This window comes from Streptomyces sp. NPDC000075 (genome assembly GCF_040301925.1).
In the GTDB taxonomy this organism is placed as follows: domain Bacteria; phylum Actinomycetota; class Actinomycetes; order Streptomycetales; family Streptomycetaceae; genus Streptomyces; species Streptomyces polychromogenes.
In genome coordinates, this window is record NZ_JBEPFL010000015.1 from 70,111 (window position 1) to 90,447 (window position 20,337).

Genomic DNA, 20,337 nt, shown 5'->3' on the forward strand with positions numbered 1-20,337 from the left:
GTCCGTCCACACCGCCGGAGTTGTCCACCAAGATCCACTCGGTGGGCCCGGACGCGGGATCGTCGGTGCCGGAGGTGGTGCCGGATGAACGCGAAGGGCGTGGCACGACAGGCATTGGGGCGGTACGGCGAGGAGCTCGCCGTGCGGCGGCTCACCGAGTCGGGGATGACGGTGATCGCCCGGAACTGGCGGTGCCGGGGCGGGGAGATCGACATCGTCGCGCGGGACGGGGACGCCCTCGTCGTGTGCGAGGTCAAGACGCGGCGCGCGGGGGGCTTCGAGCACCCGATGGCGGCGGTCCGGGCCGGCAAGGCCGAGCGGCTGCGCCGCCTCGCCGGGCGCTGGCTCGCCGACCACGGGGGGCCGCCGCCGGGCGGGGTGCGGATCGACCTGGTCGGGGTCCTGCTGCCGGGGCGCGGCGCGCCCGTGGTGGAGCACGTCAGGGGGGTGGCCTGATGGGGTTCGCGCGGGCCTGCTCGGTGGCCCTGGTGGGCGTCGACGGCGTCGTGGTGGAGGTCCAGGCGGACCTGGAGCCGGGGGTCGCGGCCTTCACCCTGGTGGGGCTGCCCGACAAGACGCTGGTCGAGAGCCGGGACCGGGTACGGGCGGCCGTGGTGAACTCGGGCGCCGCCTGGCCGCAGAAGAAGCTCACGGTCGGGCTCAGCCCGGCCTCCGTGCCCAAGGCCGGAGCCCATTTCGACCTGGCCGTGGCCGCGGCCGTCCTGGGGGCGGCCGAGGTGGTCGACCCGGAGGCGATCGCCGACCTGGTGCTCATCGGCGAGCTGGGCCTGGACGGGCGGGTGCGGCCGGTCCGGGGGATCCTGCCGGCCGTGGTCGCCGCCGCCGAGGCGGGGTACCGGCAGGTGGTGGTGCCCCGGCAGTGCGCCGCCGAGGCCTCCCTGGTCCCGGAGGTGGCGGTGCTCGGCGTGGGCAGCCTGCGCCAGCTGATCGCCGTGCTCACCGACGCCCCGGTGCCCGAGGAGGACCCGCCGGACGGGGAGGGACGCCCCGACCCGATGCTGGCCGGGCTGCTCCTGCCCGGCGCGGGACTCGGTACGGGCCTGGCCCGGGGCGCCGAGGACGCCCCGGACTTCCCCGACCTCGCCGACGTCGCCGGGCAGCACGGCGCACGCCGGGCCCTGGAGGTGGCCGCGTCCGGGGGCCACCACCTCTTCCTCAGCGGACCGCCGGGCGCCGGCAAGACGATGCTCGCCGAGCGCCTGCCCTGGATCCTGCCGCCCCTCACCCGCCAGGACTCCCTGGAGGTGACGGCCGTCCACTCGGTCGCGGGAATCCTCCCGCCCGGCGAACCGCTCGTCGCCCGGCCCCCGTACTGCGCCCCGCACCACTCGGCGACCATGCAGTCCCTCGTCGGCGGCGGGGCCGGCATCCCCAGGCCCGGGGCGGTCTCCCTGGCCCACCGGGGCGTGCTCTTCCTGGACGAGGCCGCCGAGTTCAGCGCCAAGGTGCTCGACGCCCTGCGCCAGCCCCTCGAATCCGGGCACGTGGTCATCGCCCGGGCCGCCGGGGTGGTACGGCTGCCCGCCCGCTTCCTGATGGTCCTCGCCGCCAACCCCTGCCCCTGCGGACGCCACAGCCTGCACGGGTCCGGCTGCGAATGCCCCTCCTCGGTCATCCGGCGCTACCAGGCCCGGCTGTCGGGCCCGCTGCTCGACCGGGTCGACCTGAGGGTGGAGGTCGAGCCGGTCACCCGGTCCGACCTGCTGGGCCGGGGTGGCCGGGGCGAGGGCACGCGGGCCGTCGCCGACCGGGTGCGCGAGGCCCGGGAGCGGGCCGCCGCCCGCTACGCCGGCACCCCCTGGCGGCTCAACGCGGAGGTCCCCGGGCACGAACTGCGCACCCGCTGGCCGGCCGGCCCCGGCGCCCTGGCACAGGCCGAGCGGGACCTGGAGCGCGGACTGCTCACCGCCCGGGGGATGGACCGGGTGCTGCGGGTGGCCTGGACCGTCGCCGACCTGCGCGGCCGGGACCGCCCCGACGCGCTGGACGCGGCCGTCGCGCTGGAACTGCGCACCGGGATCGCCCGCGGGGCCGCCTCCGCGATCGGGGCCGGGTCATGACCGCCGCCGGAGCACCGGACCCCGAACTCGCGGCCCGGGCCGCGCTGACCCGGGTCCTGGAGCCCGGGGACGAGCACGGCGGGCGCTGGCTGCGGGAGCTCGGGCCCGTCGCCCTGATGGGGCTGCTGGCCGGGGCCGCCGCCGGCGCCGAACCGGGACCGCTGACCGGCGTGGGCCCCGAGCGGCTCGCCGGATACCGCAGACGGGCCGCGCTCGCGGAGCCCGGGCGGGATCTGGAGCGGGCCGCCGCCGAGGGCGTCCGGTTCGTCTGCCCGGGCTCGGCGGAGTGGCCGACCCAGCTGGACGACCTCGGGGACGCCCGGCCCGTCGGGCTCTGGGCGCGGGGCCGGCCGAACCTGCGGACCTGGGCCCTGCGCTCGGTCGCCGTGGTCGGGGCCCGCGCCTGCACCCCGTACGGGGCCCACATGGCGCAGACCCTGGCCGCCGGGCTCGCCGAGCGCGGCTGGGTCGTGGTCTCCGGGGCGGCGTACGGGATCGACGGCGCCGCCCACCGAGGGGCCCTCGCCTCCGGCGGGGCCACGGCGGCGGTACTGGCCTGCGGGGTGGACACGGCCTACCCGCGCGGCCACGCCGGACTGCTCGGCCGGATCACCCGACAGGGGCTGGTGCTGGGCGAACTGCCGCCGGGCAGCCATCCCACGCCCAGCAGGTTCGTCCTGCGCAACCGGGTCATCGCCGCCCTCACCCGGGGGACCGTCGTCGTCGAGGCCGCCCTGCGCAGTGGCTCGCTCGTCACGGCCCGCCGGGCCCAGCGGCTGGGCCGGCTCACCATGGGCGTCCCCGGCCCCGCCACCAGCGGCCTCTCCGCCGGGGTGCACGAGCTGCTGCGGGGCGAGGCCTTCCTGGTCACCGACGCGGCCGAGGTGGTCGAACTCGTCGGCGACATGGGCGAGCTGGCCCCCGTCCGGCGGGGCCCCGTCCTCGCCCGCGACCTGCTGGACCCCGCGGCCGCGCGGGTCCTCGAAGCCCTGCCGGGGGCGGGGCCCGCCGGGGTGGAGGAGATCTCCCTCGCCGCGGGCGCCGGCACCGATGAAGTCATCGGCAGACTGTACGAACTTCACTCTCTGGGGTTCGTCGAACGGCAGGGCGACGCCTGGCGGTTGACCCGGCGCGGAGCGGAAGGGGAGGCGTAATCCTGAGCCGTCCGGCGAGGCGCTCGTTGACCTGGGGCGTTCCGGTGAAAGAGTGAAGGCGATGAGAGACGCGGTCTTCCCCGAGGCGGCCGCCCGGGCCGTGCGCGAGGCGCCGGTCCCGGGCCGCCCGTGCGGGTCCGGACGCCCCTGCGGCCCTGCGGCATCCCGTACTCTTCGCGCACCGCGACTCTTCCGTCACGCTACGCTCCCAAGGAATCCCGCTCCGGCAAAGGCGAAGCATGCCCCAGCACACCTCAGGGTCCGACCGCGTTTCGGTGCCACCCGCTGCCCGTGGCGGCGTGCGGTCCACCGAGCCCACGTCCCTGGAGCTGCTCTGGCGCTCATACAAGGACTCGGGTGACGAGCGGCTGCGGGAGCAGCTGATCCTGCACTACTCGCCGCTGGTCAAATACGTGGCGGGCCGGGTCAGCGTCGGGCTCCCGCCCAATGTGGAACAGGCCGACTTCGTCTCCTCGGGGGTCTTCGGACTGATCGACGCGATCGAGAAGTTCGACATCGAACGGTCCATCAAGTTCGAGACGTACGCGATCACCCGGATCCGCGGCGCGATGATCGACGAGCTGCGGGCGCTGGACTGGATCCCGCGCTCCGTCCGCCAGAAGGCCCGCGCCGTGGAGCGCGCCTACGCCACGCTGGAGGCCCAGCTGCGGCGCACCCCGACGGAGGGCGAGGTCGCGGGGGAGATGGGGATCGGCGTGGAGGAACTCCACACCGTCTTCAGCCAGTTGTCCCTGGCCAACGTCGTCGCCCTGGAGGAGCTGCTGCACGTCGGCGGCGAGGGCGGTGACCGCCTCTCCCTGATGGACACCCTGGAGGACACCGCCGCCGACGACCCGGTGGAGGTGGCCGAGGACCGGGAGCTGCGCCGGCTCCTCGCCCGGGCCATCAACACCCTCCCCGAGCGGGAGAAGACGGTCGTCACCCTCTACTACTACGAGGGCCTGACCCTGGCCGAGATCGGCAACGTCCTGGGCGTCACCGAGAGCCGGGTCAGCCAGATCCACACCAAATCCGTGCTCCAGCTGCGCGCCAAGCTCGCGGACGTCGGCCGCTGAGCCACCGCCCGTGCCGGACGCGAGCCGGACGCCCGGTGGAGCTTGCGCCGCCTCCGTACAGTGGTGACGTGCCCAGGATTCGAGCGGCCTCCGTGGCCGAGCACCGGTCGATGCAGCGCGGCGCCCTGTTGGACGCGGCGCGCTCCCTGCTGTCGGAAGGCGGGACCGAGGCCCTGACCTTCCCCGCCCTCGCGGAGCGGACGGGCCTCGCCCGGTCCTCCGTGTACGAGTACTTCAAGTCGCGCGCCGCCGTCGTCGAAGAGCTGTGCGCGGTGGACTTCCCCGTCTGGGCCGCCGAGATCGAGGCGGCCATGGAGGCCGCGCCGACGCCCGCGGAGAAGATCGAGGCGTACGTGCGCAGCCAGCTGGAGCTGGTGGGCGACCGCCGGCACCGGGCCGTGGTGGCGATCTCCGCCGGCGAGCTGGACGCGGGTGCGCGGGAGAAGATCCGCGCGGCGCACGGCGGCCTGGTCGCGATGATCGTCGAGGCATTGGAGGCCCTCGGCCGGCCGGAGCCGCGACTGGCCGCGATGCTGCTCCAGGGGGTCGTGGACGCCGCCGCCCGCCGGATCGAGCTGGGCGCGGCCGAGGAGCCCGCCGTGATCACCGCGACCGCCGTCGCCATGGCCCTGCACGGCATCTCCGGCGAGCCGGGCTAGGCGAGCCGGGCTAGGCGAGCCGGGCTAGTCCGGCGAGTCCGGGTCCGGGTCCAGGGCCGGTTCCAGGGCCGGGTCCGGTGGCAGCAGCCGGGGTGTGGGGCCCGGCAGCAGGCCCAGCGGGTTGCGGTAGGCGTCCTCGCCCGCCAGCAGTCCCCAGTGCAGGCAGGACGCCAGGCAGTGGGAGCCCTCCGTGAGCACCGCCACCACCTGGCCCGCCGCGACCGCCTCCCCCTCCGCCACCAGCGGCCGCACCGGCTCGTACGTGGTCCGCAACCCGCCCGGAAGGGTGAGCGAGAGCACGCCCCGCCCCGCCACCGGCCCCGCGAAGTGCACCCGCCCCGGCCCCACGGCCCGCACCCGCGTCCCCGGCGGGGCCGACAGGTCCACCCCGCGGTGCCCCGCCGCGTACGGGGTCGGGGGCGGGTCCCACCACCGGGCCACCGAGAGCGGCGCCGGAAGGGGCCGGACGGCCCGGAATGCCCCCTCGGCCGGGGTTCCGGCGGGGGCCGGCGGCAGCGCCCCGGACAGGGCGAACAGCAGGGTGAGCAGCAGTGTCGTCGTCATGAGCCCAGGGTCCCGCGCGGGCGCCCCGGGCCGCCCGTGCCTGTGGACGGGCGAAAGGGTGTGGACAAGGGCGTCACCCGGCATACCGCCGGGTCCCGTACACTTCTTGTGGCGATCCGGGTCACCGGGTCGACTTCGCACGCCCCAGCGCCGACCGGTTCCGGTCGGCTGACAGCGTCTCTCGGTCCCTTCCAGGGGCAGGGCGCGGCGGGGCGTCAGGAACCAAAACCGAGAAACCAAGGAGATGGCCATGGCCGTCGTAACGATGCGGGAGCTGCTGGAGAGCGGCGTCCACTTCGGTCACCAGACCCGTCGCTGGAACCCGAAGATGAAGCGCTTCATCTTCACCGAGCGCAACGGCATCTACATCATCGACCTGCTCCAGTCGCTGTCGTACATCGACCGCGCCTACGAGTTCGTGAAGGAGACCGTCGCCCACGGCGGTTCCATCATGTTCGTCGGTACGAAGAAGCAGGCGCAGGAGGCCATCGCCGAGCAGGCGACCCGCGTCGGCATGCCGTACGTCAACCAGCGCTGGCTGGGTGGCATGCTCACCAACTTCTCCACCGTCTACAAGCGCCTCCAGCGTCTGAAGGAGCTTGAGGCGATCGACTTCGAGGACGTCGCGGCCTCGGGTCTCACCAAGAAGGAGCTCCTGGTCCTCTCCCGCGAGAAGGCCAAGCTGGAGAAGACCCTCGGTGGTATCCGCGAGATGTCGAAGGTCCCCAGCGCCGTCTGGATCGTCGACACCAAGAAGGAGCACATCGCCGTCGGTGAGGCGCGCAAGCTGCACATCCCGGTCGTCGCGATCCTCGACACCAACTGCGACCCCGACGAGGTCGACTACAAGATCCCGGGCAACGACGACGCCATCCGCTCCGTCACCCTGCTCACCCGCGTGATCGCCGACGCCGTCGCCGAGGGCCTCATCGCCCGCTCCGGCGCTGCGACCGGTGACTCGAAGCCGGGCGAGAAGGCCGCCGCCGAGCCGCTCGCCGAGTGGGAGCGCGACCTCCTCGAGGGCGAGAAGAAGGCTGACGCCGAGGCCCCCGCGGCCGAGGCCCCGGCTGCCGAGGCTCCGGCCGCGGACGCCGAGCAGGCCTGACCCACTGAGAGCGCCCGGCGTTCATCCGCCGGGCACTCGCAGCACGGACGATGACGGCGGGGGAGCCGCGCCACGAGCGCGCTCCTCCGCCGTTCACCCGTAGATCTACGACTTCGAGAGAGAATCACAGACTCATGGCGAACTACACCGCCGCTGACGTCAAGAAGCTCCGCGAGCTCACCGGCGCCGGCATGCTGGACTGCAAGAACGCGCTCGTCGAGGCCGACGGTGACGTCACCAAGGCCAACGAGATCCTGCGCGTCAAGGGCCTGAAGGGCGTCGCCAAGCGCGAGGGCCGTTCCGCCGAGAACGGTGCCGTCACCTCCCTGATCTCCGACGACGCCACCTCCGGTGTGCTCGTCGAGCTCAAGTGCGAGACGGACTTCGTGGCCAAGAGCCCGAAGTTCCTGGCCGTCGCCGACCAGCTCGCCGCCCACGTGGCCGCCACCAAGCCCGCCGACATCGAGGCGCTGCTCGCGTCCGAGATCGAGGCCGGCAAGACCGTCCAGGCGTTCGTGGACGAGGCCAACGCCAACCTCGGCGAGAAGATCGTCCTGGACCGCTTCGCGGCGTACGAGGGTGCCTTCGTGGCCTCCTACATGCACCGCACCATGCCCGACCTGCCCCCGCAGATCGGTGTCCTGGTCGAGCTGGACAAGGCCGACGCCGACCTGGCCAAGGGCATCGCCCAGCACATCGCCGCCTTCGCGCCGAAGTACCTCACCGCCGAGGACGTCCCGGCCGAGATCGTCGAGTCCGAGCGCCGCGTCGCCGAGGAGACCACCCGCGCCGAGGGCAAGCCCGAGGCCGCGATCGCCAAGATCGTCGAGGGTCGCGTCAACGGCTTCTTCAAGGACGCCACGCTGCTCGGCCAGCCGTACGCGCTGGACAACAAGAAGTCCGTCCAGAAGGTTCTGGACGAGGCCGGTGTCACCCTGAAGCGCTTCGCCCGCATCAAGGTCGGCATCTGAGTCCGTCCGTACGCGACGGACACCGGACCCCGATAGGGTCTGAGGCAGTCGTCCGCGCTTGCGCCGGACGACCGCAGATCTGACGAGGAGGCCATTGCCGCAGAGGGAACCGCGAGGACCCACCGGCAATGGCCTTCTTCGTATGTGCACGAGGAGATCTCCATGAATCAGGGCGTGGACCCCCACACCGCATCCCACGACAAGAGCGACCACGAGAAGAAGGGTCGCCGCTTCATGCTGAAGCTCTCCGGCGAAGCCTTCTCCGGCGGCGGCGGGCTGGGTGTCGACCCTGACGTCGTGCACGCCATCGCCCGCGAGATCGCGGCCGTGGTCCGAGACGGCGCCGAGATCGCGGTCGTCATCGGCGGCGGCAACTTCTTCCGCGGCGCGGAACTCCAGCAGCGCGGCATGGACCGGGCCCGGTCCGACTACATGGGCATGCTCGGCACCGTCATGAACTGCCTCGCCCTCCAGGACTTCCTGGAGAAGGAGGGCATCGACAGCCGCGTCCAGACCGCCATCACCATGGGCCAGGTCGCGGAGCCGTACATCCCGCTGCGCGCCGTCCGCCACCTGGAGAAGGGCCGCGTCGTCATCTTCGGCGCCGGTATGGGCATGCCGTACTTCTCCACCGACACCACGGCCGCCCAGCGCGCCCTGGAGATCGACGCCGAGGCCCTCCTCATGGGCAAGAACGGCGTCGACGGGGTCTACGACTCCGACCCGAAGACCAACCCGGACGCGGTGAAGTTCGACGCGCTGGAGTACAACGAGGTGCTGTCCCGGGACCTCAAGGTCGCCGACGCCACGGCCATCACGCTGTGCCGCGACAACCGCCTCCCGATCCTGGTCTTCGAACTGCTCGCCGAAGGCAATATCGCCCGCGCCGTCAAGGGTGAGAAGATCGGCACGCTCGTGAGCGACCAGGGCACCCGGGCCTGAGCCCGTCGCACCGGGCCCTCAGGGGCCCGGTCCGGGCGGCCCGTACCGCCCCGCCCGCCTGAACCATCCATATCTGACATGCAGGAGCACGTGGTGATCGAAGAAATCCTCCTCGAGGCCGAGGAGAAGATGGAGAAGGCCGTCGTCGTCGCCAAGGAAGACTTCGCCGCGATTCGCACCGGCCGTGCGCACCCGGCGATGTTCAACAAGATCGTGGCGGACTACTACGGCGCCATCACGCCCATCAACCAGCTCGCCTCCTTCGCGGTGCCCGAGCCGCGCATGGCGGTCGTGACCCCGTTCGACAAGAGCGCCCTGCGCAACATCGAGCAGGCGATCCGTGACTCCGACCTGGGCGTCAACCCCAGCAACGACGGCAATATCATCCGGGTGACCTTCCCCGAGCTGACGCAGGACCGCCGCAAGGAGTTCATCAAGGTCGCCAAGAACAAGGCCGAGGACTCCCGCGTCTCCATCCGCTCCGTGCGCCGCAAGGCCAAGGACGCCCTCGACAAGCTGGTCAAGGACAAGGAGGCCGGCGAGGACGAGGTGCGCCGCGCCGAGAAGGAGCTCGACGACACCACCGCGAAGTACGTCGCGCAGGTGGACGAGCTGCTCAAGCACAAGGAAGCCGAGCTCCTCGAGGTCTGATGAACGACTCTCCCTGGGCCGCTGAGCCGGTACCGGCGGGTCCCGCATACGATGCGCTGGTGGGCCCGCAGACTGCGCCCATGCCCATCGTGCCCGATGCCGCCGGCCGTGCGTTCGACGACCGGGAAGCACGCGATCGGGGGGCCGCCTTCGCGGGCGGCCCCCCGCTCCGAACCGAGATGCCGTTGCAGGAGCCCATGCCCAGCCCCCCGCCCCCGCCTTCGCAGGCACCGCAGGACGCCTCGCCCCCGCCGCAGAAGAAGCGCGCCGGGCGGGATCTGCGTGCCGCCATAGGGGTCGGCGTCGGCCTCGGCGCGGTGATCTTCGCTTCGCTGTTCATCGTCAAGGCCGTCTTCGTCGGCGTGATCGTCGTCGCGGTCGTCGTCGGCCTGTGGGAGCTCACCTCCCGGCTCCAGGAGAAGAAGGGCATCAAGGCCCCGCTGGTCCCGCTCGCGGTCGGCGGCGCGGCGATGGTCATCGCCGGCTACGTCCGGGGGGCCGAGGGCGCCTGGGTCGCCATGGCGCTGACCGCGCTGGCGGTCCTCGTCTGGCGGATGACGGAACCGCCGGAGGACTACCTCAAGGACGTCACCGCGGGCGTCTTCGCGGCGTTCTACGTGCCCTTCCTGGCCACCTTCGTCGCGATGCTGCTCACGGCCGAGGACGGACCGCAGCGGGTGGTGACCTTCCTGCTGCTGACCGTCGTCAGCGACACCGGGGCGTACGCCGTCGGCTGGCGCTTCGGCAAGACCAAGCTCGCGCCGCGCATCAGCCCCGGCAAGACCCGCGAGGGGCTCTTCGGCGCGGTGGCCTTCGCCATGGCGGCGGGCGCCCTGTGCATGGAGTTCCTGATCGACGGGGGCTCGTGGTGGCAGGGCCTGCTGCTGGGCCTGGCCGTCGCCGTCAGCGCGACCCTGGGCGACCTCGGCGAGTCGATGATCAAGCGTGACCTGGGCATCAAGGACATGGGCACGCTGCTCCCGGGCCACGGGGGCATCATGGACCGCCTGGACTCGCTGCTGCCGACGGCCCCGGTCGTCTGGCTGCTGCTGGCGGCCTTCGTCGGCACCGGCTGAGCCGTCCGGGTTATCCTGGAAAGCGCGTCACTGATGAGTGGCGCGCTTTCCCCGTTCCGGCGGGGATGGACCCGTGAGCTCTCCGGGCACCGGGCGTGCCATCACGTTGACTCCGCGTGTGCGGAGATCGCCCGCCAAGGGTTCGTCAGACTTGAGGAGTACCACTCATGGCCCCCCGTCCCGTCCCGGGCGAGCTTACTTTCGTTGCCCCGCGAGGGGCCAAGAAGCCGCCCCGGCACCTTGCCGACCTCACCCCGGCCGAGCGCCGCGAGGCGGTGGCCGCGATCGGCGAGAAGCCGTTCCGGGCCAAGCAGCTCTCCCAGCACTACTTCGCCCGCTACGCCCACGACCCGGCCGAGTGGACCGACATCCCCGCCGGCTCGCGCGAGAAGCTCCAGCAGGAGCTGCTGCCCGAGCTGATGAACGTCGTGCGGCACATCAGCTGCGACAACGACACCACCCGCAAGACCCTGTGGAAGCTGCACGACGGCACGCTCGTCGAGTCCGTGCTGATGCGCTACCCCGACCGGGTGACCATGTGCATCTCCTCGCAGGCCGGCTGCGGTATGAACTGCCCGTTCTGCGCCACCGGCCAGGCCGGCCTCGACCGCAACCTCTCCACCGCCGAGATCGTGCACCAGATCGTCGACGGCATGCGCGCCCTGCGCGACGGTGAGGTCCCCGGCGGCCCGGCCCGCCTGTCCAACATCGTCTTCATGGGCATGGGCGAGCCGCTCGCGAACTACAACCGCGTCGTCGGCGCCATCCGCCGCCTCACCGACCCGGAGCCCGACGGCCTGGGCCTGTCGCAGCGCGGCATCACGGTCTCCACCGTCGGCCTGGTCCCGGCCATGCTGCGGTTCGCCGACGAGGGCTTCAAGTGCCGCCTCGCCGTCTCCCTGCACGCCCCGGACGACGAGCTGCGCGACACCCTCGTCCCCGTGAACACCCGCTGGAAGGTCCGCGAGGTCCTCGACGCGGCCTGGGAGTACGCCGAGAAGTCCGGCCGCCGGATCTCCATCGAGTACGCCCTGATCCGTGACATCAACGACCAGGCCTGGCGCGGCGACCTCCTCGGCCGCCTGCTCAAGGGCAAGCGCGTACACGTCAACCTGATCCCGCTGAACCCGACGCCGGGCTCGAAGTGGACCGCCTCGCGCCCCGAGGACGAGAAGGCCTTCGTCGAGGCCATCGCCCGCCACGGCGTGCCCGTGACCGTACGGGACACCCGCGGCCAGGAGATCGACGGAGCGTGCGGACAGCTCGCGGCGAGCGAGCGGTAGGCTGGCCCGCGTACATCTGCATATTCCGACAGGGGAGCGCCACAGCGCTGAGAGTGCGGCAACACGTTTTTAGATCAAGCACCGTGGCCGCAGACCCTCTGAACCTCGCCCAGGTCATTCTGGGTAGGAAGTTCGGTCACCACCTCAAGCTGTTGCGCCCTGCCCGGGCGCCCCGCTCCACCCGAGCGCCCGGGCGGGGCCGCGTCTTCTCCTGGTCAACCCAGGAGGAATGAACCGTGAGCACCACCAAGAAGATCGCGGGCGTGGCGCTGGCCGCCGCCCTCGGCGTCGGCACGCTGACCGCGTGCGGCGGCGGCACCAAGAAGGACGACGGGGCCGCCGAGAGCGGTTCCCCGAAGTCCAGGACCGTCACCCTCGTCTCCCACGACTCCTTCAACGTGACCGATTCGGTCCTCAAAGAGTTCGAGCAGCAGAGCGGCTACACCGTCAAGGTCCTGAAGTCCGGGGACGCGGGAGCCGCCCTGAACCAGGAGATCCTCACCAAGGGCTCACCGCGCGGCGACGTCTTCTTCGGTGTCGACAACACGCTCCTCTCGCGCGCCCTCGACAACGGCCTCTTCACCCCGTACGAGGCCAAGGGCCTGGACGCGGTCAAGCCCGAGTACGTGCTCGACACGCAGCACCGGGTCACCCCGGTCGACTCCGGCGACATCTGCGTCAACTACGACAAGGCCTACTTCGCCGACAAGAAGATCGCCCCGCCGCAGACGCTGGACGACCTGCTCAAGCCCGAGTACAAGAACCTGCTGGTCACCGAGAACGCCGCGACCTCCTCGCCCGGCCTCGGCTTCCTCCTCGCCTCCGTCGGCAAGTACGGAGAGGACGGCTGGAAGGACTACTGGACCAAGCTCAAGGCCAACGGCGTCGAGGTCGTCGACGGCTGGGAGCAGGCCTACAACGAGCGCTTCTCCGGCTCCGCCGGCGGCAAGAAGGCCAAGGGCGACCGCCCGCTGGTGGTCTCCTACGCCTCCAGCCCGCCGGTCGAGGTCCTCTACGGCGAGCCCCAGCCGGCCGAGGCCCCCACGGGCGTGGCCACCGGCACCTGCTTCCGCCAGGTCGAGTTCGCGGGCCTGCTGAAGGGCGCGAAGAACGAGGAGGGCGGCAAGGCCCTCATCGACTTCCTGATCGGCAAGAAGTTCCAGGAGGACATGCCGCTCCAGATGTTCGTGAACCCGGTGGTCAAGGACGCGAAGCTGCCGGAGGTGTTCACCAAGCACGGCGTGGTGGTCGACAAGCCGGAGAACGTGGCCCCCGAGACCATCGCGAAGAACCGTGACCAGTGGGTCAAGGCATGGTCCTCGATCGTCGTGAAGTAGTCCGCGACGGCTCTCCGGAGGAGGGCGGGCGGGCCACCGCCGTCAGACTCGCTCTGATGGCCGTGCCGCTCGCCTTCTTCGGGCTCTTCTTCGCCTGGCCCGTCGCCGCCATCGTCGGCCGCGGGTTCAGGGCGGAGGACGGCTGGCGGTTCGGCCGGATCGGCGAGGTCCTCTCCCAGCCCGACATCGCCGGCGTGCTGTGGTTCACCACCTGGCAGGCGCTCGCCTCGACCGCGCTCACCCTGCTCGTCGCGCTCCCGGGCGCGTACGTGTTCGCGCGTTTCTCCTTCCCCGGCAAGCAGCTGCTGCGCGCCCTGGTCACCGTCCCCTTCGTGCTGCCGACGGTGGTCGTCGGCACGGCCTTCCTGGCGCTGGTGGGCCGGGGCGGGCTGCTGGACGAGGTGTGGGGGGTCCGGCTGGACACCACCGTGTGGGCGATCCTGCTCGCCCACGTCTTCTTCAACTACGCCGTCGTCGTCCGGACGGTCGGCGGCCTGTGGGCCCAGCTGGACCCGCGCCAGGAGGAGGCCGCCCGGGTGCTGGGCGCCGGGCGGTTCGCGGCCTGGCGGCGGGTGACCCTGCCCGCGCTCGCCCCGGCGGTGGCGGCCGCCGCGCTGATGGTGTTCCTGTTCACCTTCAGCTCCTTCGGCGTCGTGCAGATCCTCGGCGGGCCCTCGTACGCCACGCTGGAGGTCGAGGTCTACCGGCAGACGGCGCAGCTGCTGGACCTGCCGACCGCGGCGGTGCTGACCCTGGTCCAGTTCGCTGCCGTCGGGCTGATCCTCGCGGTGCACGCCCGGACCGTGCGCCGGCGGGAGACGGCGCTGCGGCTCGTCGACCCCTCGCGCACCGCGCACCCGCCGCGCGGCTGGGCGCAGCGCGGGCTGCTGGGCGGGGTGCTGCTGACCGTGGCCCTGCTGATCGTGGCCCCCCTCGCCGTGCTGGTGGAGCGGTCCCTGGACGCCCCCGGCGGGTACGGGTTCGGCTTCTACCGGGCGCTCCAGGAGGCCGGGGCCGGAGGCGGAACGTTTCTGGTACCGCCGCTGGAGGCCATCTGGAACTCCCTCCAGTACGCGCTCGCCGCCACCGCCATCGCCCTGGCCGTCGGAGGCCTCGCGGCGGCGGCGCTGGCCCGGCGGGCCGGCCGCTTCGTGCGCGGCTTCGACGCGCTGCTGATGCTGCCGCTCGGGGTGTCCGCCGTGACGGTGGGCTTCGGGTTCCTGATCACCCTGGACGAGCCCCCGCTGGACCTGCGCACCTCCTGGATCCTGGTGCCGCTCGCCCAGGCACTGGTCGGGGTGCCGTTCGTCGTACGCACCATGCTGCCGGTGCTGCGGGCGGTGGACGGGCGGCTGCGGGAGGCGGCTTCCGTGCTGGGGGCCTCCCCGCTGCGGGTCTGGCGGGAGGTGGACCTGCCGCTGGTGCGGCGGGCGGTGCTGATCGCGGCGGGCTTCGCCTTCGCGGTCTCGCTGGGCGAGTTCGGGGCGACGGTGTTCATCGCCCGGCCGGACCGTCCGACGCTGCCGGTGGCGGTGGCCCGGCTGCTGGGGCGGGCCGGGGAGATGAACTACGGGCAGGCGATGGCCCTGAGCACGATTCTGATGCTGGTGTGCGCGGTGTCCCTGCTGGTGCTGGAGCGGCTGCGACCCGACAAGACCTCGGGAGAGTTCTGATGACCCTGCTCCGGCTCGAAGGGGTGACGGTCCGCTTCGGCGACCGGGCGGTCGTGGACGCGGTGGACCTGGAGGTCGCCGAGCACGAGACCGTCTGCGTGCTGGGCCCGAGCGGCAGCGGCAAGTCCACCCTGCTGCGGGTGGTGGCCGGGCTCCAGCCGCCTTCCGCCGGACGGGTGCTGCTGGGCGGCGCCGACCAGGCCGGGGTGCCCGTGCACCGGCGGGGGGTGGGGCTGATGTTCCAGGACCACCAGCTGTTCCCGCACCGCGACGTCGGCGGGAACGTCGCCTTCGGCCTGCGCGTCCGCGGCTCGGCGAAGCCGGAGTACGAGGAGCGGGTCGCCCGGCTCCTGGACCTGGTCGGGCTCCCCGGCGCCCAGGGCCGTGCCGTGGCCTCGCTCTCGGGCGGTGAGCAGCAGCGGGTCGCCCTGGCCCGGGCGCTGGCGCCGTCGCCGAGGCTGCTGATGCTGGACGAGCCGCTCGGCCAGCTGGACCGGGGGCTGCGCGAGCGGCTGGTGGTCGAGCTCCAGGGGCTGTTCTCCCGGCTGGGCACCACCGTGCTGGCCGTCACCCACGACCAGGGCGAGGCCTTCGCGCTGGCCGACCGGGTGGTGGTGATGCGGGACGGGCGGATCGCGCAGGCGGGGACCCCGCTGGAGGTGTGGCAGCGGCCGGCGTCGGAGTTCGTGGCACGGTTCCTCGGCTTCGAGAACGTGGTCCCGGCGACCGTTTCCGGTGGCGCGGCCGCCACCCCGTGGGGGAAGGTCCCCGTACCGGCCGGCTCCCCGGAGGGGGAGCGGCGGCTGCTGGTCCGCCCGGCCGGGGTGGTGCTGTGCGGGGCCGGACTGGACTGCGTGGTGGAGTCCCGTACGTTCCGGGGCACCCATGTGACGCTGTCGCTGCGGCCGGAGGCGGGGCCCGTCCTGGAGGCGGAGTGCGCCCTGGCCGCCGCGCCGGCCCCGGGGGACCGGGTCGCGGTGGCCTTCACGCCTTCCGAGGTGGTCGTCCTTCCCGCGGCCTGAGCCGGATCAGGCCGCCCGGATGCCGTCGACGGCGATCGGCAGGTGGCGCGGGCCGCGCAGGACGGCGTTCTGCCGGTAGGGCGGGGGATCCTCCAGCAGCCGGGGGTTCTCCAGCCTGCGGGCCAGCTCGCTCAGGGCCAGCGCGGCCTCCAGCCGGGCCAGCGGCGCGCCGAAGCAGCTGTGGATCCCGCTGCCGAGGCCCAGGTGCTGGACGTCCGGGCGGTCGGGGTCGAAGCGGTCCGGGTCCTCGAACCGCTTCGGGTCGCGGTTTCCGGAGGCCAGGATCAGCCAGAGCGAAGAGCCTTTGGGGATGGTCACCCCCGCCACCTCGATGTCGGCCAGGGTGCTGCGCTGCGGGAGCAGCTGCACCGGGGGCTCGTAGCGCAGCAGCTCCTCGACCATCGGCACCGCGAGGTTCGGGTCGGAGCGCAGCCGGTCCAGGTGCTCCGGGTGGCGCAGCAGGGTGAGCATGCCGTTCGTGATCAGGTTGACGGTGGTCTCGTGCCCGGCGATCAGCAGCAGGGCCGCCGTGCTGAGGACCTCCATGGTGCTCATGGTGCCGTCCGGGCCCTGCCCGGTCGCCAGCTCCGAGAGCATGTCCCCGGTCGGGTTCTTGCGCCGCTCCTCGATCAGCCCGGCCAGGTACATGCCGAGCTCCATCCGGGCGCCCTCGGTCTTCTTGGCGCGTTCCGCGGGGTCGGCGTCCGGGTCGGGGTCCAGGCTCGCGGCCAGGGTGTCGGCCCAGACGTGGAAACGGGCCTCGTCCTCGGGCGGCACGCCCAGCAGCCGGCAGATCACGGTGACCGGGAAGGGGTAGGAGAACTCCTCGACCAGGTCGATCCGGTTGGGGTCGCCCTTCGCGGCGACCGTGTCGATCAGCCCGGTGACGATGCCGTCGAGCTCGCCGCGCATCCGCTCGACCCGGCGCGGGGAGTGCGGCGGCCCGAAGGGCCGGTTGGTCATCCGGCGCAGCCGGTCGTGGTCGGGCGGGTCCAGCTTCAGGAAGGAGGGGGGCAGGACCTCGCTCCCGCCCTCTTCGGCCTGGTTGAGCGGGTCGCCGGCCGTCGCCGTCAGATTGCGGGAGTCGGAGCTGATGCGCGGGTCGTGCAGCAGGCCCTTGATCTCGTGGTAGGTGCTGATGACGTACGGGCCGTCGCCGTCGTGGAACACCGGGGTCGCGCGGAGCTCCTCGTACAGCGGGTACGGGTTGGCACGGCTGGAGTAGTCGAGGATCTGCCGCAGGATGCCTTGGGTCATGAGAGGTCCTCGTGCTCAGTTGTGCGCCGGAGTGAAGGTCATCCGCCGGTCCGCCGGCGAGTAGCCGCTCAGGGTGATGGTCGGGCCGTGCGTGGGCACCGACGGGTCGGGGAAGTCCGCGGGGATCGGACGTTCGCCCTCGGGCCTGCGGTCCACCGTCGGGTAGGGCGGCGGGAACGGCGCGGTCTGCTCGATCTGCTGCTCGTAGAAGTCCAGCCAGCGGCACTGGTCGAAGGTGACGGCCCCGATGACGCGGCCCTGGTAGCCGTACACGCCGACGAAGCGGCGTTCGGCCCGCGAGCCCTGGGTGATCACGATCTCCGTGCCCATCGAGGGGACCCCGACCGACTTGATGTTCACGCCGAACTGAGAGGACCAGAACGCCGGGACCCACAGGTGCGGCCGGCGCTCGGAGCTCCTGCTGAGCATGTTGTGCGCGGCCGTCTCGGCCTGGGCCACGGCGTTGCCCCAGTGCTCCAGGGACAGGAACTGGTAGCCGAACAGGGCGTGCGGGGAGCGGGCGACGTCGCCGGCCACGTAGATGTCGTCGGTGACGATGCCCCAGATGTCGAAGGCCCGGCAGCCCGCGTCGCAGGCGATGCCGCGCGGACCCGCGCCCAGCCCGGAACCGGCGAGCCACTCGGTGTTGCGCTGGGCGCCGAGCGAGACGACCACCACCTCGGCCTCCAGCGTGGTGCCGTCGGAGAGGTGCGCGGCGCGGACCCGGCCGGAGGAGTCGCCCTCAAGACCCGTCACCATGATCCCGGTGCGCAGGTCCACCCCGTTCTCGCGGTGCATCTCGGCCGCGACCGCTCCGACCACCCCGCCGAGCGCGCCCACCAGGGGGGCGTCGCCGCGTTCCGCCACGGTGACGGACAGGCCGCGCTCACGGCAGGCGGAGGCGATCTCGGAGCCCGTGAACCCGGCCCCGATCACGAGCACCCTGCCGGGCCCCGCCGCGAGCGCGCGTTCCAGCGCGGCGGCGTCGCCCCGGGTGCGCAGGACGAAGACCCCGTCCAGGCCCGCCTCGTCGGGGTTGGGCCAGGGCCGGGCCCGGACACCGGTGGCGATCAGCAGGCGGTCGTACTCCACCTCGTCCCCGTCGGCCAGCCGGACCCGGCGGGCCGCCATGTCCAGACCGGCGGCGGGCACCCCGAGGCGCCACTTCGCGTCGATGTCCCGGCGGCGCGGCAGGGCCGTCCCCTCGGCGGTGGCCATCCCCAGCAGGACCTGCTTGGACAGGGGAGGGCGGTCGTACGGTTCGTAGGGCTCGTCGCCGATCATCGTCAGCTCACCGGCGAAGCCCTTCTCGCGCATGGTCTCGGCGGCCCGCAGGCCGGCCAGGGAAGCGCCCACGACGACGATGCGGCCCTCGCGCTTCAGCCGCTCCAGGGCTCCGTCACCGTTCACCGCCGGCCTCCTGGGTCTGGAGGGAGCCGTTCATCGCGTCCAGGAGGATGGCCCGGACCGGGCAGGCGTGTGCGGCGCGCACGACGTTGTCGTGCTGGTCGTCCGGGGCCTGCGGGTTGTACAGCAGCGACTCGTCGCCGTGCATGGCGAAGACGTCGGGTGCGAGGAACGCGCACTGCGCGTACCCCTGACAGCGGTTCAGGTCGACGACGAGCCTCATGAGGCATCAGCCTTTCCGTGCCCTGATGACCCCCACTGCCCCCGAGGCCCCCGCCACCCCTCCAGCATGCGCGCGCGGGCCGCGCATCGCCTGCCGGACGTACGGGACGGTGAAGCCGCAGGTCAGGTGGTGCGGCGCAGGCCGGCGCGGAGGAGGTGGAGGCTCACGACCAGGACCCAGAACGGGAAGATGATCTCCACCCACGGCACCCCCGACCCCAGCACCAGCAGGGCCAGCCCGGTCGCGAAGCCGAGCAGGGCCAGCGGGCGGGGGAAGACGCGGAGCCGGCGGCCGATGGCAGAGGTCGAGAAGGCGAACACGGCCGCCATGCGCATGGCGTACGAGGCCAGCACGGTGTACGCGAAGGGCCGGCCGAACCCGGAGGGCGGCACGGCCTCGCTCAGCACGGTCCCGGCCGCCGCGGCGGCCACGAAGAGCGTGGCGACGAAGATGAACCCGCTGCCCAGGAACACCGTGGCGAAGAAACGGTCCTCCGCCTCGCCCGAGTGCTCCCGCAGCGCCCCCATGAACCACAGGAAGAAGATCCCGGCGAACGGGACGATCTCCAGCGCCAGCCGCACCGCCCAGCGCTTGTCCGCGTCGACGGCGGCATCGGCCGGGCTCCCGGAGGGAAGGGCGGTCCGCATGAGCACGATCGCCGCCGCGAGCAGCAGGGCGAAGACGACACCGGCCGTCCCGGCGGCGCGGGGGGTGCGCAGCCGTGTGGTGGTGGGGGAGTCCATGCCCTCAGCAGGCCCCGGCCGCCGCGCCGCCGCCACCCCGGGGAGCCGTCGGGGTGAACACCGACGGCCCCCGGGACGGCCGCCTGCTCAGCCCACCGGCTCCCGGACCGGCTCCTCGGCCGGTGCCTCGGCCCCGTCGTGGTTGCCGTACCAGGCGACCGCGACGGCGCCGGTCACCGCCAGCACGAAGCCGACGGCCGCCAGCCAGGCCAGCCCGGGCCGGGAGGCGTCGCCGAGCCACAGGACGCCGATCGCGCCGGGGAGCACCGTCTCGCCGACGACCAGCGCGGCGGTGGCGCCGTTCACCGAGCCGATCTGGAGGGCCACCGTGTGCAGGTACATCCCGCCGGTGCCGGCCACGAGGATCGCGTACAGGGCGGGGTCGGTGAGCAGCGTGCCCAGGTCGAAGGGGTCGATCCCGTCGAGGATGCGCACGCCCACGCCGAGCGCGCCGAAGGCCAGGCCCGACAGCAGGCCGGCCAGGATCGCGGCCCGGGCGCCGAGGAACCGGACGGCCGCCGTGCCGCCGACGATGATCAGCAGGGTCACGGCCAGCAGCCACCAGTGGGTGGCCATCGGGGCGTGGTGGCCGCCCTCGTGGCCGGCGGCGGTGGCGAGCAGCACCAGTGCCGCGCAGACCACCCCGATGGAGGTCCATTCCTTGCGGGTCAGGCGGATGCCCAGCATCTTCACGCTCAGCACGGCCGTGATCACCAGGTTGGCGCTGATCACGGTCTGGGAGAGGAAGAGCGGCAGCAGGCGGGCGGCCAGGGCGCCCAGCCCGAAACCGACGAAGTCCAGGATCGTGCCGACGATGAACTCCCAGGTCATCGCGGCCTTGGCGGTGGAGGTCAGGTTCGGGCCGCCGTGGGCGGTCACCCCGGCGGCGGCCGGCGACATCCGGGCGGCGCGGCGCGATCCGACGGCTTGCAGGACCGATCCCGTCCCATAGCAGATGGACGCCGCGACAGCGGTCAGCAGGCCTATGAGCACAGAGGGCTCCGTTCAACGTCTGGCAGGTAAGGCGGTACCTCTGCCAGACGTCGGAACGGGCCGCGAAGTTGCTTCCGCAAGAGGGTTCGTTGACCTTTTCTTTGCCCGGCCGCCGCATCG

General features: G+C 72.7%; 20 protein-coding genes. 14 read left to right on the forward strand and 6 right to left on the reverse strand.

Annotated features, from left to right (window positions below; translation table 11 throughout):
- Nucleotides 1-84: 84 nt before the first annotated feature.
- From ABT403_RS19175 to ABT403_RS19195, 5 genes are all read left to right on the forward strand, one after another.
- Nucleotides 85-456, forward strand: coding sequence for a YraN family protein (locus tag ABT403_RS19175; protein ID WP_344170526.1), 372 nt, complete (start codon nucleotides 85-87; stop codon nucleotides 454-456).
- On the forward strand, nucleotides 456-2,081 hold the full coding sequence (locus tag ABT403_RS19180) for a YifB family Mg chelatase-like AAA ATPase (protein ID WP_344170529.1): 1,626 nt from the start codon (nucleotides 456-458) through the stop codon (nucleotides 2,079-2,081). Before ABT403_RS19175 ends, ABT403_RS19180 begins: the two co-directional genes overlap by 1 nt.
- Nucleotides 2,078-3,235 (forward strand): DNA-processing protein DprA, encoded by a 1,158-nt coding sequence (dprA, locus tag ABT403_RS19185; protein ID WP_344170532.1) that lies wholly within the window; start codon nucleotides 2,078-2,080, stop codon nucleotides 3,233-3,235. Before ABT403_RS19180 ends, dprA begins: the two co-directional genes overlap by 4 nt.
- A 239-nt stretch (nucleotides 3,236-3,474) precedes the next feature.
- The gene (gene whiG, locus ABT403_RS19190) at nucleotides 3,475-4,311 is read left to right on the forward strand and encodes an RNA polymerase sigma factor WhiG (RefSeq protein ID WP_344170535.1); all 837 of its coding nucleotides are present in this window, start codon (nucleotides 3,475-3,477) and stop codon (nucleotides 4,309-4,311) included.
- A gap of 92 nt (nucleotides 4,312-4,403) precedes the next feature.
- Nucleotides 4,404-4,970 (forward strand): TetR/AcrR family transcriptional regulator, encoded by a 567-nt coding sequence (locus tag ABT403_RS19195; RefSeq protein ID WP_344170774.1) that lies wholly within the window; start codon nucleotides 4,404-4,406, stop codon nucleotides 4,968-4,970.
- 24 nt (nucleotides 4,971-4,994) lie between these two features.
- Here the strand turns inward: ABT403_RS19195 and ABT403_RS19200 are convergent, their stop codons facing one another.
- On the reverse strand, nucleotides 4,995-5,534 hold the full coding sequence (locus tag ABT403_RS19200; protein ID WP_344170538.1) for a M23 family metallopeptidase: 540 nt from the start codon (nucleotides 5,532-5,534) through the stop codon (nucleotides 4,995-4,997).
- A 250-nt stretch (nucleotides 5,535-5,784) separates the two neighbouring features.
- Between ABT403_RS19200 and rpsB the strand changes: the two genes are divergently transcribed.
- The 9 genes from rpsB (at nucleotide 5,785) to ABT403_RS19245 (ending at nucleotide 15,594) form a co-directional block, all read left to right on the forward strand.
- Nucleotides 5,785-6,639, forward strand: coding sequence for a 30S ribosomal protein S2 (gene rpsB, locus ABT403_RS19205; protein ID WP_045945958.1), 855 nt, complete (start codon nucleotides 5,785-5,787; stop codon nucleotides 6,637-6,639).
- A 134-nt stretch (nucleotides 6,640-6,773) separates the two neighbouring features.
- Nucleotides 6,774-7,610 (forward strand): translation elongation factor Ts, encoded by an 837-nt coding sequence (tsf, locus tag ABT403_RS19210; protein ID WP_042813432.1) that lies wholly within the window; start codon nucleotides 6,774-6,776, stop codon nucleotides 7,608-7,610.
- 162 nt (nucleotides 7,611-7,772) lie between these two features.
- On the forward strand, nucleotides 7,773-8,552 hold the full coding sequence (gene pyrH, locus ABT403_RS19215; RefSeq protein WP_344170547.1) for a UMP kinase: 780 nt from the start codon (nucleotides 7,773-7,775) through the stop codon (nucleotides 8,550-8,552).
- 93 nt (nucleotides 8,553-8,645) lie between these two features.
- Entirely contained in the window at nucleotides 8,646-9,203 is a 558-nt protein-coding gene (gene frr / locus ABT403_RS19220; RefSeq protein ID WP_344170550.1) for a ribosome recycling factor, read from the forward strand.
- Complete coding sequence (locus tag ABT403_RS19225) at nucleotides 9,203-10,279, forward strand: phosphatidate cytidylyltransferase (protein WP_344170553.1); 1,077 nt, start codon at nucleotides 9,203-9,205, stop codon at nucleotides 10,277-10,279. Before frr ends, ABT403_RS19225 begins: the two co-directional genes overlap by 1 nt.
- A gap of 167 nt (nucleotides 10,280-10,446) precedes the next feature.
- Nucleotides 10,447-11,562 (forward strand): dual-specificity RNA methyltransferase RlmN, encoded by a 1,116-nt coding sequence (gene rlmN / locus ABT403_RS19230; protein ID WP_344170556.1) that lies wholly within the window; start codon nucleotides 10,447-10,449, stop codon nucleotides 11,560-11,562.
- Between the two features lie 236 nt (nucleotides 11,563-11,798).
- Complete coding sequence (locus ABT403_RS19235) at nucleotides 11,799-12,899, forward strand: thiamine ABC transporter substrate-binding protein (RefSeq protein ID WP_344170559.1); 1,101 nt, start codon at nucleotides 11,799-11,801, stop codon at nucleotides 12,897-12,899.
- A gap of 56 nt (nucleotides 12,900-12,955) precedes the next feature.
- On the forward strand, nucleotides 12,956-14,572 hold the full coding sequence (locus ABT403_RS19240) for an ABC transporter permease (RefSeq protein WP_344170562.1): 1,617 nt from the start codon (nucleotides 12,956-12,958) through the stop codon (nucleotides 14,570-14,572).
- Nucleotides 14,572-15,594, forward strand: coding sequence for an ABC transporter ATP-binding protein (locus ABT403_RS19245; RefSeq protein WP_344170565.1), 1,023 nt, complete (start codon nucleotides 14,572-14,574; stop codon nucleotides 15,592-15,594). The genes ABT403_RS19240 and ABT403_RS19245 overlap by 1 nt, the downstream gene beginning before the upstream one ends.
- 6 nt (nucleotides 15,595-15,600) lie before the next feature.
- Here the strand turns inward: ABT403_RS19245 and ABT403_RS19250 are convergent, their stop codons facing one another.
- The 5 genes from ABT403_RS19250 to ABT403_RS19270 form a co-directional block, all read right to left on the reverse strand.
- Nucleotides 15,601-16,851: a cytochrome P450 gene (locus tag ABT403_RS19250; protein WP_344170568.1), complete on the reverse strand. Its 1,251-nt coding sequence runs from the start codon at nucleotides 16,849-16,851 to the stop codon at nucleotides 15,601-15,603.
- Between the two features lie 15 nt (nucleotides 16,852-16,866).
- Nucleotides 16,867-18,261 (reverse strand): NAD(P)/FAD-dependent oxidoreductase, encoded by a 1,395-nt coding sequence (locus ABT403_RS19255; RefSeq protein ID WP_344170571.1) that lies wholly within the window; start codon nucleotides 18,259-18,261, stop codon nucleotides 16,867-16,869.
- On the reverse strand, nucleotides 18,251-18,481 hold the full coding sequence (locus tag ABT403_RS19260) for a ferredoxin (protein ID WP_344170574.1): 231 nt from the start codon (nucleotides 18,479-18,481) through the stop codon (nucleotides 18,251-18,253). The genes ABT403_RS19255 and ABT403_RS19260 overlap by 11 nt, the downstream gene beginning before the upstream one ends.
- Before the next feature lie 122 nt (nucleotides 18,482-18,603).
- Nucleotides 18,604-19,224 carry a hypothetical protein gene (locus tag ABT403_RS19265; RefSeq protein ID WP_344170577.1) on the reverse strand — a complete coding sequence of 207 codons (621 nt, stop codon included), beginning with the start codon at nucleotides 19,222-19,224 and terminating at the stop codon, nucleotides 18,604-18,606.
- Nucleotides 19,225-19,311: 87 nt separating this feature from the next.
- Nucleotides 19,312-20,217: a DMT family protein gene (locus ABT403_RS19270; protein ID WP_344170580.1), complete on the reverse strand. Its 906-nt coding sequence runs from the start codon at nucleotides 20,215-20,217 to the stop codon at nucleotides 19,312-19,314.
- Nucleotides 20,218-20,337: the final 120 nt, after the last annotated feature.

Bases quoted from the DNA above. Each gene is read 5' to 3' on its own strand.
- ABT403_RS19175 (WP_344170526.1), top strand. From the start codon at position 85: ATGAACGCGAAGGGCGTGGCACGACAGGCATTGGGGCGGTACGGCGAG.
- ABT403_RS19180 (WP_344170529.1), top strand. From the start codon at position 456: ATGGGGTTCGCGCGGGCCTGCTCGGTGGCCCTGGTGGGCGTCGACGGC.
- dprA (WP_344170532.1), top strand. From the start codon at position 2,078: ATGACCGCCGCCGGAGCACCGGACCCCGAACTCGCGGCCCGGGCCGCG.
- whiG (WP_344170535.1), top strand. From the start codon at position 3,475: ATGCCCCAGCACACCTCAGGGTCCGACCGCGTTTCGGTGCCACCCGCT.
- ABT403_RS19200 (WP_344170538.1), bottom strand. From the start codon at position 5,534: ATGACGACGACACTGCTGCTCACCCTGCTGTTCGCCCTGTCCGGGGCG.
- rpsB (WP_045945958.1), top strand. From the start codon at position 5,785: ATGGCCGTCGTAACGATGCGGGAGCTGCTGGAGAGCGGCGTCCACTTC.
- tsf (WP_042813432.1), top strand. From the start codon at position 6,774: ATGGCGAACTACACCGCCGCTGACGTCAAGAAGCTCCGCGAGCTCACC.
- pyrH (WP_344170547.1), top strand. From the start codon at position 7,773: ATGAATCAGGGCGTGGACCCCCACACCGCATCCCACGACAAGAGCGAC.
- ABT403_RS19225 (WP_344170553.1), top strand. From the start codon at position 9,203: ATGAACGACTCTCCCTGGGCCGCTGAGCCGGTACCGGCGGGTCCCGCA.
- rlmN (WP_344170556.1), top strand. From the start codon at position 10,447: ATGGCCCCCCGTCCCGTCCCGGGCGAGCTTACTTTCGTTGCCCCGCGA.
- ABT403_RS19240 (WP_344170562.1), top strand. From the start codon at position 12,956: ATGGCCGTGCCGCTCGCCTTCTTCGGGCTCTTCTTCGCCTGGCCCGTC.
- ABT403_RS19245 (WP_344170565.1), top strand. From the start codon at position 14,572: ATGACCCTGCTCCGGCTCGAAGGGGTGACGGTCCGCTTCGGCGACCGG.
- ABT403_RS19250 (WP_344170568.1), bottom strand. From the start codon at position 16,851: ATGACCCAAGGCATCCTGCGGCAGATCCTCGACTACTCCAGCCGTGCC.
- ABT403_RS19260 (WP_344170574.1), bottom strand. From the start codon at position 18,481: ATGAGGCTCGTCGTCGACCTGAACCGCTGTCAGGGGTACGCGCAGTGC.
- ABT403_RS19265 (WP_344170577.1), bottom strand. From the start codon at position 19,224: ATGGACTCCCCCACCACCACACGGCTGCGCACCCCCCGCGCCGCCGGG.